At 67.5% G+C, this 12,782-nt stretch carries 16 protein-coding genes; 13 read left to right on the top strand and 3 right to left on the bottom strand.

Annotated elements, in window-relative coordinates:
- Nucleotides 1-105 precede the first annotated feature (105 nt).
- Genes ACS0OT_RS04665 through ACS0OT_RS04655 form a run of 3 tightly spaced genes read right to left on the bottom strand, consistent with a single transcriptional unit; the run spans nt 106 to nt 1,943 of the window.
- Nucleotides 106-423 carry a hypothetical protein gene (locus ACS0OT_RS04665; protein WP_065185829.1) on the bottom strand — a complete coding sequence of 106 codons (318 nt, stop codon included), beginning with the start codon at nt 421-423 and terminating at the stop codon, nt 106-108.
- Nucleotides 420-1,691: a UDP-N-acetylglucosamine 1-carboxyvinyltransferase gene (murA, locus tag ACS0OT_RS04660; protein ID WP_065185828.1), complete on the bottom strand. Its 1,272-nt coding sequence runs from the start codon at nt 1,689-1,691 to the stop codon at nt 420-422. Before murA ends, ACS0OT_RS04665 begins: the two co-directional genes overlap by 4 nt.
- Nucleotides 1,692-1,712: 21 nt before the next feature.
- Entirely contained in the window at nt 1,713-1,943 is a 231-nt protein-coding gene (locus ACS0OT_RS04655) for a BolA family protein (RefSeq protein WP_005408396.1), read from the bottom strand.
- Nucleotides 1,944-1,997: 54 nt separating this feature from the next.
- Here ACS0OT_RS04655 and ACS0OT_RS04650 point away from each other — a divergent pair, with 54 nt between their 5' ends.
- From ACS0OT_RS04650 to ptsP, 13 genes are all read left to right on the top strand, one after another.
- Nucleotides 1,998-2,999, top strand: coding sequence for a KpsF/GutQ family sugar-phosphate isomerase (locus tag ACS0OT_RS04650; RefSeq protein WP_005415562.1), 1,002 nt, complete (start codon nt 1,998-2,000; stop codon nt 2,997-2,999).
- Nucleotides 3,000-3,065: 66 nt separating this feature from the next.
- Entirely contained in the window at nt 3,066-3,614 is a 549-nt protein-coding gene (locus ACS0OT_RS04645; protein WP_049415164.1) for a KdsC family phosphatase, read from the top strand.
- On the top strand, nt 3,611-4,186 hold the full coding sequence (gene lptC / locus ACS0OT_RS04640) for an LPS export ABC transporter periplasmic protein LptC (RefSeq protein WP_049440430.1): 576 nt from the start codon (nt 3,611-3,613) through the stop codon (nt 4,184-4,186). The genes ACS0OT_RS04645 and lptC overlap by 4 nt, the downstream gene beginning before the upstream one ends.
- 101 nt (nt 4,187-4,287) lie before the next feature.
- Nucleotides 4,288-4,854, top strand: coding sequence for a lipopolysaccharide transport periplasmic protein LptA (gene lptA, locus ACS0OT_RS04635; RefSeq protein ID WP_164092921.1), 567 nt, complete (start codon nt 4,288-4,290; stop codon nt 4,852-4,854).
- Complete coding sequence (gene lptB, locus ACS0OT_RS04630; RefSeq protein WP_005415558.1) at nt 4,854-5,573, top strand: LPS export ABC transporter ATP-binding protein; 720 nt, start codon at nt 4,854-4,856, stop codon at nt 5,571-5,573. The genes lptA and lptB overlap by 1 nt, the downstream gene beginning before the upstream one ends.
- Nucleotides 5,574-5,613: 40 nt before the next feature.
- Nucleotides 5,614-7,035 (top strand): RNA polymerase factor sigma-54, encoded by a 1,422-nt coding sequence (locus ACS0OT_RS04625; protein WP_262219794.1) that lies wholly within the window; start codon nt 5,614-5,616, stop codon nt 7,033-7,035.
- Between the two features lie 58 nt (nt 7,036-7,093).
- Entirely contained in the window at nt 7,094-7,411 is a 318-nt protein-coding gene (gene hpf / locus ACS0OT_RS04620; protein ID WP_005415556.1) for a ribosome hibernation-promoting factor, HPF/YfiA family, read from the top strand.
- 21 nt (nt 7,412-7,432) lie between these two features.
- Complete coding sequence (locus ACS0OT_RS04615; RefSeq protein ID WP_164092922.1) at nt 7,433-7,885, top strand: PTS sugar transporter subunit IIA; 453 nt, start codon at nt 7,433-7,435, stop codon at nt 7,883-7,885.
- Complete coding sequence (gene hprK, locus ACS0OT_RS04610; protein WP_005408388.1) at nt 7,882-8,832, top strand: HPr(Ser) kinase/phosphatase; 951 nt, start codon at nt 7,882-7,884, stop codon at nt 8,830-8,832. Before ACS0OT_RS04615 ends, hprK begins: the two co-directional genes overlap by 4 nt.
- Nucleotides 8,833-8,859: 27 nt before the next feature.
- Nucleotides 8,860-9,744: an RNase adapter RapZ gene (gene rapZ, locus ACS0OT_RS04605; protein WP_164092923.1), complete on the top strand. Its 885-nt coding sequence runs from the start codon at nt 8,860-8,862 to the stop codon at nt 9,742-9,744.
- Nucleotides 9,745-10,186: 442 nt separating this feature from the next.
- A complete protein-coding gene (locus tag ACS0OT_RS04600; protein WP_005408386.1) occupies nt 10,187-10,579 on the top strand; it encodes a PTS sugar transporter subunit IIA in 393 nt (130 codons plus the stop codon).
- Nucleotides 10,572-10,841, top strand: coding sequence for an HPr family phosphocarrier protein (locus ACS0OT_RS04595; RefSeq protein WP_005408385.1), 270 nt, complete (start codon nt 10,572-10,574; stop codon nt 10,839-10,841). Before ACS0OT_RS04600 ends, ACS0OT_RS04595 begins: the two co-directional genes overlap by 8 nt.
- Before the next feature lie 2 nt (nt 10,842-10,843).
- A complete protein-coding gene (gene ptsP / locus ACS0OT_RS04590) occupies nt 10,844-12,613 on the top strand; it encodes a phosphoenolpyruvate--protein phosphotransferase (RefSeq protein ID WP_262090364.1) in 1,770 nt (589 codons plus the stop codon).
- Nucleotides 12,614-12,782: the final 169 nt, after the last annotated feature.

Raw genomic sequence — 12,782 nt, 5'->3', positions numbered from 1 at the left:
CCTTCCCAACGGGAAGGGCTCTGACCCCGACAGCGACCCGGCGCCTTCATCCACGCATGGCGTGGATCTACCGTAAAAAAACGCCCGCTTTCGCGGGCGTTGTTCTTACTTCTTTTGCTCGGCCGCGGCCGGCTTGAACTCGGTGCGGCAGTCCACGCGGATCTGCTCGCCGGTGCTGCGCCAGATGAAGGTGCGGCAATGGCGGTTGCCGTCCTGGCTGTCGTTCACCGCGACCGCGTAGAACGATTCGATGATCTCGTCACGCGAGACCGTGCCGTCGCCGTTCCAGTCCATGTCCTTCTGCTCGATGCCCTGGGTGATGGCGATGTTGGCGTACCAGGCATAGCCCAGCCACGCCAGCACGATCAGCACCAGGGCCAGCAGCGCCTTGCGGCGCGGGCTGAACTTGCCGCGCAGGATCATGGCACGCGCCGGATGGTGGCGCCGAGCGAAGACAGCTTCTCTTCGATGTTCTCGTAGCCACGATCAAGGTGATAGATGCGGTCGATGGTGGTCTCGCCGCTGGCCATCAGGCCGGCCAGGATCAGCGAGGCCGAGGCACGCAGGTCGGTGGCCATTACCGGCGCACCGCTCAGGGTCTCGCTGCCACGCACGATGGCGGTGTGGCCTTCGACCTGGATGTCCGCGCCCAGGCGCAGCAGTTCGTTGACGTGCATGAAACGGTTCTCGAAGATCGTTTCGTTGATCACGCCGACGCCGTCGGCCACGCAGTTGAGCGCCATGAACTGCGCCTGCATGTCGGTCGGGAATGCGGGGTACGGCGCGGTGGTCAGGTTGACCGCCTTCGGTCGCTTGCCCTGCATGTCCAGGGTGATGGTGTCTTCGGTGGTCTCGATCTTCGCGCCGGCCTCGACCAGCTTGGACAACACCGCGTCCATGGTGTTCGGGCGCGCACGGTTGACCGTGACCTTGCCGCCGGTCATCGCCGCAGCGACCAGGAAGGTACCGGTCTCGATGCGGTCGGGCAGCACTTCGTGGCGGCCGCCGGACAGGCGCTCGACGCCTTCAATGACCAGGCGGGCAGTGCCCAGGCCTTCGATCTTCGCGCCCAGCGCGATCAGGCAATGCGCCAGATCGGTCACTTCCGGTTCCATCGCGCAGTTGTCGAGGACGGTGGTGCCTTCGGCCAGCACCGCGCCCATCAGCACGTTCTCGGTGCCGGTGACGCTGACCATGTCGAAGGTGAAATGGCCGCCCTTCAGCCGCTTGGCAGTGGCCTTGATGAAGCCGTTCTCGACCACGATCTCGGCACCCAGCGCCTGCAGGCCCTTGATGTGCTGGTCGACCGGACGCGAACCGATCGCGCAGCCGCCGGGCAGCGACACTTCCGCCGCGCCGAAGCGGGCCAGCAGCGGGCCCAGCACCAGGATCGAGGCGCGCATGGTCTTGACCAGCTCGTACGGCGCAACGTGCTGGTTGACCGAACGCGGGTCGACCACGATCGCACTGCCACGCGACAGCGTGCCCTGGTCGATGGTGACCTTGGCACCCAGTTCGCCCAGCAGCTTGACCGTGGTGACCACGTCGTGCAGGTGCGGCACGTTGGTGATCTCCACCGGCTCATCGGCCAGCAGGGTCGCGCAGAGGATGGGGAGGACGGCGTTCTTGGCGCCGGAGATGCTCACTTCACCGTGCAGCGCAGCGCCGCCGGTCACAACGATCTTGGCCATGTATTCGGGATCTTCTGCGGTTCAGCCGGCTTCGGCCGGGGTCACGGTTTTCAGCGCCAGCGCGTGGATCGCGCCGCCCATCAGGTCGCCCAGCGTGGCATAGACCATGCGGTGGCGGGCCAGCGGCATCTTGCCGGCGAACGCCTCGCAGACCACGGTCGCTTCGAAATGCACGCCATCATCGCCCTGCACGTCGGCGCGGGCGCCAGGCAGGCCGGTTTCGATCAGATTGCGGATGGTGTCGGCGTCCAACGGGCTTTCCTAATAAAATGTGCCTCCATTCTACTTCCGCTGCGTGGCGTCCGCATGGCCGAATCCCTGTTGCCCCCCCGTTCCGTCGACCCTGCCGGCCTGGTCGCCAGTGGCCGCCGCGTGTTCGAGATCGAGCGGCAGGCGCTGGATGCCGTCGCCGACCGCCTTGGCGAGGCCTTCCAGCAGGCCTGCGAGGCGATCCTGGCCAGCCGCGGCCGGGTGGTCGCCACCGGCATGGGCAAATCCGGCCACATTGCCCGCAAGATCGCCGCCACCCTGGCCTCCACCGGCACACCGGCGTTCTACGTGCATCCCGGCGAAGCCGGCCACGGCGACCTGGGCATGATCACCGAAGCCGACGTGGTACTGGCCCTGTCCTATTCGGGCGAGTCCGATGAGGTGCTGATGCTGCTGCCTGTGCTCAAGCGCCAGGGCAACGTGCTGATTTCCATGACCGGCCGCCCGCAGTCGAGCCTGGCCACGGCGGCCGACATCCACCTGGATGTGAGCGTGCCGGCCGAGGCCTGCCCGCTGGCGCTGGCGCCGACCTCCAGCACCACCGCCTCGCTGGCGATGGGCGATGCGCTGGCCGTAGCCCTGCTTGATGCGCGTGGCTTCACCGCCGACGACTTTGCCCGCTCGCACCCGGCCGGCAGCCTCGGCCGTCGCCTGCTGCTGCACATCACCGATGTCATGCACACCGGCGAGGACCTGCCCAGCGTGGGCGCCGATGCCAGCCTCAGCGAGGCGCTGGTGGAAATGAGCCGCAAGCGGCTCGGCATGACCGCCGTGGTCGACGCCGATGGCGTGCTGATCGGCCTGTTCACCGACGGCGACCTGCGCCGGGCGCTGGACAGCGCGCTGGACGTGCGCACCGCGAAGATCGCCGATGTGATGACCCGCAACCCGCGCACCATCGGTGCCGACCAGCTGGCCGTAGAGGCCGCGCGGCAGATGGAGACCCAGAAAATCAACGGCCTGATCGTGGTCGATGGCCAGGGCCGTGCGGTCGGCGCCCTGAACATTCATGACCTGTTGCGGGCCCGGGTGGTTTAACCGACAGTCCGTAGACCCCATTCAGTCTGTAACGCCCCACCCGCCCCCACCGAGCCTGATCGCCTGATGCCCTGGTCCCCGCTGCCCGCGTTCCCCGCCCACCTGCATGCCGCTGCGGCCCGCGTCCGCCTGGCCTGCTTCGACGTGGACGGTACCCTCACCGACGGTCGGCTGTACTACGACAAGGACGGCAACGAGAGCAAGGCGTACTTCGTGCAGGACGGTCTGGGCCTGAAACTGCTGCAGCAGCACGGCATCCACCCCGTGCTGATCACCGCGCGCAACAGCCAGTCCGCGCTCAAGCGCGGCGCCGACCTCGGCATCGACACCCAGATCGCCGTGGGCGACAAGCTGGCCAGCGTGCAGGCGCTGTGCGCACAGCATGGCATCGGCCTGGAGCAGGTGGCCTTCATGGGAGACGACCTGCCGGACCTGGCACCGCTGGGCGCGGTCGGCCTGGCGGTGGCGCCAGCCAACGCCCACCCGTGGATCGCCGAGCGCGTGCACTGGCAGACCCGCGCCGATGGCGGGCGTGGCGCCGCCCGTGAACTGTGCGACATCCTGCTGGCCGCCCAGGGCCATGTGGACGCGGTGCTGGCGAGGTTCGGCGCATGAACCTGCCCACCCTGAACTGGCGCACCGTGCTCGGCATCGGCCTGCTGCTGGCGGCCCTGCTCAGCAGCTGGGCGGCCCTGCGCAACCGCGACAAGGGCACGGCCACTGCCGGCCAGGACGCCGGCGTGGACTACATCCTGCACGACTTCCAGATCGTCGCGCTGGATGAGCAGGGCAAGGAATCGACCACCCTGCGCGCACCGCGGCTGGAACGCCAGCGCGGCGACCAGACCATCAACATCGCCACCCCGCTGTTCGAGATGCCGGACAAGGATGGCAAGCACTGGACCCTGCGCGCCGAGACCGGCTGGCTCAGTGCCAAGGGCGACGAGATGAAGCTGCGCGGCAATGTCGCCGGCGACAGTCCGGCCGATCCGGGCGTGGTGCCGACCACTTTCCGCACCGACCACCTGGACGTGTTTCCGAAGGAGAACCGCGCCCGCACCGATGCGCGGGTCACCATGACCCGCCCCGGCATGGAACAGTCCGGCGTCGGCTTCGAGGTGGATTCGAAGAACAACACGTATCATTTCCTCAGCCAGTCCAAGGGCCGTTACACGCCCCGACGCTGATTCCGCCACCCTCCTGCGACGTCCCCGGACCGGCGCAAGGAAGGCGGCCCACCCACCCGCCGCCGGTTTCCCGGACGGCCCCACCGGTAGAACGGACCCCGATGAAGATCCCCTTTGCAGCCGTACTCGCGCTCGGTCTCCTGGTTCCCAGCGCCGCCTTTGCCAAGTCCACCGATCGCAACGAGAACATGAACATCGAGTCCGGCGCCCAGTCGGGCGTGCTTACCGGCGATGGCAAGACCGTGCTCTCGCAGGGTGTGACCGTCACCCAGGGCACGCTGGACATCCGCGCGTCCGAAGCGGAGATCTACCTGAAGGACGGCGAGGCCGTGCGTGCGGTGTTCTCCGGCAAGCAGGCCACGATGAAGCAGCAGCTTGACGACGGCACCTGGATGGACGCGGTGGCTGATCGCATCGACTACGACATCAAGACCGAGATCATCACCCTGACCGGCAACTACAAGGTCACCAGCGCGCGCGGCACCAATGCCGGCCAGCGCATGGTCTACAACACCCGCACCGGGGAGATGAACTCCGGTGGTGATGGCAGCCGTGTGCGCACCGTCATTCCGCCGAAGAACAAGAACGCGGCAGCACAGCCGGCCGCCGCACCCAAGGCGGCGGCTCCGGCCAGTACGCCGGCCAGGCCGGCGGGGAGCAAGAAGTAATGCTCGTCGCCAAGGGCCTGCGCAAGCGCTACAAGCAGCGCGAAGTCGTCAAGGACTTCGGGCTGACCCTCGACGCCGGTGAAGTGGTCGGTTTGCTCGGCCCCAACGGTGCCGGCAAGACCACCTGTTTCTACATGATCGTCGGCCTGGTCGCCGCCGATGCAGGCAGCATCGTGCTCGACGGCAAGGACATCACCAGCGACCCGATGTACACCCGTGCCAAGCAGGGCGTGGGCTACCTGCCGCAGGAGCCGTCGGTGTTCCGCAAGCTGACCGTGGCCGACAACCTCCGCCTGGTGCTTGAACTGCGCGAAGACCTGGATTCGGCCGGCCGCGAACGCGAATTGAACAGCCTGCTCGACGAGCTGCAGCTGGGCCATGTCGCCGACCAGCTCGGTGCCAGCCTGTCCGGTGGCGAACGTCGTCGCTGCGAGATCGCCCGCGCACTGGCCGCGCAGCCGCGCCTGATCCTGCTCGACGAACCGTTTGCCGGTGTCGACCCGATCTCGGTGGGCGAAATCCAGCGCATCGTCACCCATCTCAAGCAGCGTGGCATCGGCGTGCTGATCACCGACCACAACGTGCGCGAGACCTTGGGAATCTGCGACCGCGCGTATATCCTCGCCGAGGGCACCGTGCTGGCCCAGGGCTCGCCGGAGGCGATCCTGGACAACGCTGACGTACGTCGCGTCTACCTTGGGGATTCCTTCAAGCTGTGACCGCAGGTGCTGGGTCCCTTTCCTTCCGTTCGGCACAGGCATGAAGACTCGGCTGCAGACATCGTTGGGACAGCAGCTGGTGCTCACCCCCCAGCTGCAGCAGGCGATCAAGCTGCTGCAGATGTCCACGACCGAGCTGGAGCTTGAAATCGCCCAGGCCGTGGAAAGCAATCCGCTGCTGGACTGGGCCGACAGCAACGACAGCAGTGCCGCCAATGAAGGCGGCGACAACACGGACGCCGACACGCCGGCCGAACGCGCCGACAATGGCGACGACTGGGCACCGGCCGAGCTCGACTGGAGCGCTGCCGGCAGTGGCGGCAGCTTCGACGATGACGACGACAACGGCAGCGCTGCCGAGCGCGTAGCCGAAACCGAAACACTGGCCGACCATCTGCTGTGGCAGCTGCATCTGTCGCATCTGTCCTCGCGTGATCGCAGCATCGGCGCGGCACTGATCGATGCATTGGACGACGACGGGTACCTGCGCGAGCCGCTGGCCACCATCGCTGAAACCCTGTTGCCGGCGATCCACGCCGACGAGCACGAGATCCTCGCCGTGCTGCATCGCATCCAGCGCTTCGACCCGGTCGGCGTTGCCGCGCGCACGCTCGGCGAATGCCTGCAGCTGCAGCTGGATGTGTTGCCTGGTGACACCGCGGGCCTGGCGCTGGCGCGGCAGATTGCCGCAGGCCCGCTGGAACGGCTGCCACGCAGTGGCGTCGCCGGTCTGGCCCATGAACTGAAACAGCCGCTGGACGAGGTCGAGGCAGCGGTCGCCCTGCTGCGCTCGCTGGACCCGCGTCCAGGGACTCAGATCGCGCCGCTTTCGCAGGATACCTACGTGGTGCCCGACGTGGTGGTGTGGCGGCAGAACGGCATCTGGCGCGCGGCGCTGGCCGCCCATGCCGGGCCAAAGGTGGTGATCCACCGTGGCTACGAACAGCTGATCCGCCGCTGTGGCGAGGCCGACGCCGGCTACCTGCGTGGCCAGCTGCAGGAGGCGCGCTGGCTGCTGAAGGGCCTGCAGCAGCGCGGTGAAACCCTGCTGCGGGTGGTGCGCAGCCTGATCCACCAGCAGGCCGGTTTCCTCGAGTTCGGCGAACAGGCGCTGCGTCCGCTGACCCTGCGCGAGATCGCCGCCGAACTGGGCCTGCACGAGTCGACGGTGTCGCGCGCGATCGCCCGCAAGCATGTGCGCACGCCGCGCGGCACGCTGCCGCTGCGTGCCTTCTTTGCCTCGGGCATCGATACCGAAGGCGGTGGCGAGGCGTCCAGCACCGCCATCCAGGCGATGATCCGGCGCCTGATCGACGACGAAAACCCGCGCAAGCCGCTTTCTGACGCCAAGCTGGCTGACCTGCTCAAATCGTCGGGAATTCCAGTAGCGCGGCGCACCGTGGCGAAGTATCGTGAAGCCATGAACATCTCCGCCTCGCACGAAAGGGTCAGAATCGCTTGACGCACCGCCGCGCCCGGCGGAGAGGTTCATTGGCACATCCGAACACAGGAGAAACCCGATGCGCATCGAAACGTTTGGCAAAGACGTCGAAGTCACCCCGGCCCTGCAGTCCTATGTGGAGGAGAAGCTGGCCCGGATCGGAAAACACTTCGACCAGCACTGCGAAGCGCGGGTGACCCTCAAGCTGCAGAAGACCGAACACCACGTCGACGCCAGCCTCAACATCCCGGGGCAGACCCTGCACGCCGAGGCCGGCGGCCAGACCATGTATGCCGCGATCGACCTGCTTGCGGACAAGCTTGACCGCCTGGTCATCAAGCACAAGGAGAAAAAACAGCAGCACGCACCGCTGCCGGTGGGCGACAATGGTGGCTGATCGCCACCGTTCCCCGCAGACATGCCCCTGACTGACCTCCTGGCGGCCGTGCAGACCCAGCTCTGCACGGCCACCGACCGTGACAGCGTCCTGCAGGCCGCCGCCGGGTTGCTGGCCTGCCGCCAGGCCAATGCCGAACAGATCTATCTGAACCTGTGCCAGCGCGAAGCCCTGGGCAGCACCGCGATCGGCCACGGTATCGCCATCCCCCACGGCCGCGCGCCGACCCTGGACCGCCCCCGTGGCGCCCTGCTGCGTCTGGCGGCCCCGGTCGACTTCGGCGGCGAAGAGCCGGTGGACCTGGTGTTCGCGATGGCCGTCCCGGCCCACTACACCCACCAGCACCTGATGCTGCTGTCCGAGCTGGCCGAGCTGTTTTCCGCGCCGGATATCCGCCAGGCCCTGCGTGCGGCCGGCGATGCCCGGGCCCTGCGCGAGGCGCTGGACATGACCCCACCTGCGAGCGCCGCATGAATACCAGCATCACCGCCCGTGAACTGTTCGAACAGCAGCGCGAGCGGCTGGGGCTGCGCTGGGCCGCAGGCAAATCCGGTGAGAAGCGCGAGCTGGAGGCCGGCAATACCGTCTCGCGGCGCCCCTCGCTGGCCGGCTACCTCAACGCCATCTATCCCAACAAGGTGCAGATCCTGGGCACCGAGGAACTGTCCTGGCTGGATGCGCTGGAACCGCGCCAGCGCTGGGAGACCATCGAAAAGATCATGCAGTCGCACCCGCTTGCGCTGGTGCTGACCCGCAACCAGGCCTGCCCGGAAGACCTGCGCGCCGCCGCCGATGAATCCGGCACGCCGCTGTGGTTGTCGCCCAAGCGCGGCCACGAACTGCTGAACCACCTGTCCTACCACCTGGCGCGCACGCTCGCGCCGAGGGTGATCCTGCACGGCGTGTTCATGGAGATCTATTCCATTGGCGTGCTGATCACCGGTGAGGCCGGGTCGGGCAAGAGCGAGCTGGCACTGGAACTGCTCAGCCGTGGTCACCGCCTGGTCGCCGACGACGCCCCCGAGTTCACCCAGATCGCCCCGGACGTGCTCGACGGCACCTGCCCCGAACTGCTGCAGGACCTGCTGGAAGTGCGCGGTCTGGGCGTGCTGAACGTGCGCGAGATGTTCGGCGACACGGCTGTAAAGAAGAACAAGTACCTTCGGCTGATCGTCCACCTGACCAAGCCGATGACCGAACCCACCCCGCATGGCTACGAGCGCCTGACCGGCGACTCGGGCACCCGCCATGTGCTGGATCTGGACGTTCCGCTGATCACCCTGCCGGTGATGCCCGGCCGCAACCTGGCCGTGCTGACCGAAGCCGCCACCCGCCTGCACATCCTGCGCACCAAGGGCATTGACCCGGCGGCCATGTTCATCGCCCGCCACAGCAACCTGTTGGAACGGCGAACTCCCTGATCCTCCTGCCCCTCGAAGAGCCTGTCCATGAGCACCGCAATCCCCACCGCCCCGACCCTGATCATCGTCAGCGGCCTGTCCGGCTCGGGTAAATCCGTCGCCCTGAAGACCTTCGAGGACCAGGACTACTACTGCTCGGACAACCTGCCGATCCACCTGCTGCCGGAGTTCGTGCGCAGCCTGCTGGCCAACCACGACGGCAGCGCGCCGCGCCGGCTGGCGGTGGGCATCGACGTGCGCGGCCAGGCCGACCTGAGCCAGCTGGGCGACTGGCGGCAGCTGGCCACCGACGCCGGCGTGGAAGTGAAGGTACTGTTCTTCGAGGCCAGCGACGAAACGGTGCTCAAGCGCTACGCCGACACCCGTCGTCGCCATCCGCTGAGCCAGCTGGGCCTGTCGCTGCCCGAAGCGATCGCCCGCGAGCGCGAGCTGACCGCACCGTTGCGCCGCGAGGCCGATGCGGTGATCGATACCAGCACCCTCAACGTGCACCAGCTTCGGCGGCGGATCATCACCGAGTTCGCGATGGACCATGCCACTGGCCTGTCGCTGCTGTTCGAATCATTCGCCTACAAGCGCGGCGTACCGGCCGAGGCGGACTTCGTGTTCGATGCGCGGGTGCTGCCCAATCCACACTGGGACCCGGACCTGCGCGCGCTGAGCGGCCGCGAGCCGGGCGTGCGCGACTATCTGGAAGCGCAGCCCGACGTGCAGCGTTACCTGGCCCAGCTGATGGATTTCCTGGATACCTGGCTGCCGAAACTGGGGGATGGCACCCGCAGCTACGTGACCGTGGCGTTCGGCTGCACCGGCGGCAAGCACCGCTCGGTGTTCCTGGCCGAGCGCATGGCCCGGCACGCCCGCGAGATGGGCTGGCAGGACGTGGCCACCTACCACCGCGAACAGGATTGAGGGTGGTCGGCCGGGCTGCGCCCGGCACCCGTTGGTAGTGCCGGCCGCTGGCCGGCAACAGCAACAGCAACAGCAACAGCAACAGCAACAGCAAAAGCAAAAGCGGCATTCCGTGGGATGGCGGGGCGGTGTGGGTAGCCAGGACACGCCGTGAACCCGTCCATGGGGGCTCGATGGCGCCATCCATGGCGCCAACGGTCCTGCCTACCCACACCGCCCCGCCTCTGACAGATTCCGTGCGCTGTTGGTAGGTGTCGACCTTGGTCGACACGGTAGATCCACGCCATGCGTGGATGAATCGCTGCCAGGCATCGAAAAACGCATGGGGTCGGATCCCTTTTCCAATGAAAAAGGTCCCCGACCCGAGCAACACTGAATACGGGACACAGTACCCCTCATCTGCTGCTATCGCCGATTCACCTTGACCTGTTAACGTGCAGTAATGACCTGTGGCATTCTCCTCGTAACACATCCCGGGGTCGGGACCGCCCTGCTTGACGTGGCGACCCGGCTCCTGCGGCAGTTGCCGCTGAAAACCGAAGCTTTCGAAGTACCGTTCGACGCAGACCTGGACGCCCTGCTCCCGCTCGCCTCGGCCGCTTTGCGGCGGGTCGATGGAGGTGACGGCGTGCTGATCCTGACCGACCTGTACGGCGCCAGCCCCGCCAACCTTGCCGGGCAGCTGGCCCGGCTGGGGACCCCGGTTCGCCGGGTATCGGCGCTGAGCCTGCCGATGTTGCTGCGGGTGATGAATTATCCGGAACAGGGACTGGATCAACTGCCTGCCACAGCCGCGGCGGGTACCCGTAATGGAGCGATAGTCGACGATGCTTGAACGAGAACTCACCGTCAGCAACCGCCTGGGCCTGCATGCCCGGGCCACCGCCAAGCTGGTGCAGACCCTGGCGCCGTTCCGCTGCAACGTGACCATGGCCGCCAAGGGCCGTGAGATCAACGCCAAGAGCATCATGGGCGTGATGCTGCTGGCCGCCGGCCAGGGCACCCCGGTCACCGTGCGCATCAACGGCGAGGACGAAGCCGCCGCGATGGAAGCGGTGGTCGGCCTGTTCGAACGCCGCTTCGACGAGGACAGCTGAGCGTGCCGCGCGCACGCGCCAGCCAGGTCCCTTCCGGCCAACGGCCGGTACAGCTGCTGGCCGGCCACGGCGCCGCGCGCGGAACGGCGATGGGCCGGGCACGCGTGCGGCTGCCGCATGCGCTGGAGGTGGCCGAGCAGCGCGTGGCCGCCCACCAGGTCGAGGCCGAACTGGCGCGCCTGCACCGGGCGCTGGATGCCGCGCGTACGGAAATGCACGAGCTGCGCCAGCGCCTGCATGGCGCCCTGAACCAGGAAGTGGGCGAGTTCCTCGACCTGCACGCGCTGCTGCTGGACGACCCCGAGCTGCTGTACGGCCTGGACGAGCTGATCCGCAGTGGCCCGTACAGCGCCGGCTATGCCTTGCGCCTGCAGCGCGACCGCCTGGCCAAGGTCTTCGATGGCATGGACGATGCCTATCTGAAGAGCCGCATGGACGATCTCGACCATGTGATCGGGCGCATCCACGCCTTCCTGCAACCCGAACGGCCGTCGGCAGTGAAAGGCCTGGCCGGCGAGATCCTGGTCTGTGACAACATCGCGCCCTCCGAGCTGGCGCAGCTGCAGGCACAGGGCGTAGTCGGCATCGTCACGGCCGCCGGCAGCGCGCTGTCGCACAGCGCGATCCTGGCGCGCAGCCTGCACCTGCCCCTGATCGTCAACGTGCCGCAGCTGCTCAGCCGCATCGCCGATGGCGATGTGCTGATCATCGATGGCGCCGACGGCAGCATCACCGTCAACCCGCAGGCCGACAACCTGCGGGACTACCGCGTCCGGCTGAAGGAACATGCGCGCGAGCAGCGCGAGCTCGGCCGCCTGCGCAGCAAGCCCAGCCGTACCCGCGACCACGTCGACATTGCCCTGCTGGCCAATGCCGAATCGCTGGAAGACGTGACCCAGGCGCATGCACTGGGCGCGCAGGGGCTCGGCCTGTACCGCACCGAATTCCTGTTCCTGCAGCGCAATGAGCTGCCGGACGAAGAAGAGCAGTTCCAGACCTACCGCGATGCCGCGCTGGGCATGAGCGGGCGGCCGGTCACCATACGCACGCTGGACCTGGGCGCGGACAAGGCCGACCGTACCGGCCTGACCCTGAGCAACGAAGAGAACCCTGCACTCGGCCTGCGCGGGGTGCGCCTGTCGCTGGCACGGCCGAAAGTGGCCGACACCCAGCTGCGCGCGATCCTGCGCGCGTCTGCATACGGCAAACTGCGCGTACTGGTGCCGATGGTCAGCACCCGCGAGGAGCTGCTGGCCGTGCGCCGGCGCATGCTCAAACTGACCGAACAGCTGCGCGGCGAAGGGCACATGGTGTCCGACCACGTACCGCTGGGCGCGATGATCGAAGTCCCCGCCGCTGCGCTGGCGCTGGAGAGCTTCATCGACCTGGTCGATTTCCTGTCGATCGGCACCAACGATCTGGTGCAGTACCTGCTGGCTGCCGACCGCAACAACGAGGCGCTGGGCGAGTTGTATTCACCGTTGCACCCGGCCGTGCTGCGGCTGCTGCAGATGGTGATCGAGACCGGCGCGCGTCACCGCATCCCGGTGGCGGTCTGCGGCGAGATGGCCGGTGATGCCCGGATGACCCCGCTGCTGCTGGCGCTGGGCCTGAGCGAGTTCAGCCTGCACCCCGGTACGTTGCTGGAGGTACGCCGCGCGATACGCGAAGCCGACCTGTCCGTGCTGCGCGCGCGCGCGCCGAAGCTGCTGACCGCGCGCGACCGCCGCGCCATCGAACGCTGGCTGACGCTGGTGGCCGATACGCCCTGACACCACCCGCTCGCCGGGCATGCACGCCTGGGGTCAGATCCCTTTCCCGCGGGAAAAGGGATCTGACCCCGTCTCGTTGAAGGCCAAGAGGTTGCCGGCCAGCGGCCGGCACTACCGCCATCCGGCGGCTATGCGCTGAAACATCCCCTTGCGATAATGACGCGCTGAA

The sequence above is a fragment of the Stenotrophomonas maltophilia group sp. RY12688 genome (genome assembly GCF_052149045.1).
Taxonomy (GTDB): domain Bacteria; phylum Pseudomonadota; class Gammaproteobacteria; order Xanthomonadales; family Xanthomonadaceae; genus Stenotrophomonas; species Stenotrophomonas sepilia.
Note: the sequence above shows the minus strand (reverse complement) of the source record. Positions and strands in the feature narration are given on the sequence as shown.

What these genes read in the sequence shown, in the direction of transcription:
- ACS0OT_RS04665 (WP_065185829.1), bottom strand. Translation starts at nt 423, where the DNA reads ATGATCCTGCGCGGCAAGTTCAGCCCGCGCCGCAAGGCGCTGCTGGCC.
- murA (WP_065185828.1), bottom strand. Translation starts at nt 1,691, where the DNA reads ATGGCCAAGATCGTTGTGACCGGCGGCGCTGCGCTGCACGGTGAAGTG.
- ACS0OT_RS04650 (WP_005415562.1), top strand. Translation starts at nt 1,998, where the DNA reads ATGGCCGAATCCCTGTTGCCCCCCCGTTCCGTCGACCCTGCCGGCCTG.
- ACS0OT_RS04645 (WP_049415164.1), top strand. Translation starts at nt 3,066, where the DNA reads ATGCCCTGGTCCCCGCTGCCCGCGTTCCCCGCCCACCTGCATGCCGCT.
- lptC (WP_049440430.1), top strand. Translation starts at nt 3,611, where the DNA reads ATGAACCTGCCCACCCTGAACTGGCGCACCGTGCTCGGCATCGGCCTG.
- lptA (WP_164092921.1), top strand. Translation starts at nt 4,288, where the DNA reads ATGAAGATCCCCTTTGCAGCCGTACTCGCGCTCGGTCTCCTGGTTCCC.
- lptB (WP_005415558.1), top strand. Translation starts at nt 4,854, where the DNA reads ATGCTCGTCGCCAAGGGCCTGCGCAAGCGCTACAAGCAGCGCGAAGTC.
- ACS0OT_RS04625 (WP_262219794.1), top strand. Translation starts at nt 5,614, where the DNA reads ATGAAGACTCGGCTGCAGACATCGTTGGGACAGCAGCTGGTGCTCACC.
- hpf (WP_005415556.1), top strand. Translation starts at nt 7,094, where the DNA reads ATGCGCATCGAAACGTTTGGCAAAGACGTCGAAGTCACCCCGGCCCTG.
- ACS0OT_RS04615 (WP_164092922.1), top strand. Translation starts at nt 7,433, where the DNA reads ATGCCCCTGACTGACCTCCTGGCGGCCGTGCAGACCCAGCTCTGCACG.
- hprK (WP_005408388.1), top strand. Translation starts at nt 7,882, where the DNA reads ATGAATACCAGCATCACCGCCCGTGAACTGTTCGAACAGCAGCGCGAG.
- rapZ (WP_164092923.1), top strand. Translation starts at nt 8,860, where the DNA reads ATGAGCACCGCAATCCCCACCGCCCCGACCCTGATCATCGTCAGCGGC.
- ACS0OT_RS04600 (WP_005408386.1), top strand. Translation starts at nt 10,187, where the DNA reads ATGACCTGTGGCATTCTCCTCGTAACACATCCCGGGGTCGGGACCGCC.
- ACS0OT_RS04595 (WP_005408385.1), top strand. Translation starts at nt 10,572, where the DNA reads ATGCTTGAACGAGAACTCACCGTCAGCAACCGCCTGGGCCTGCATGCC.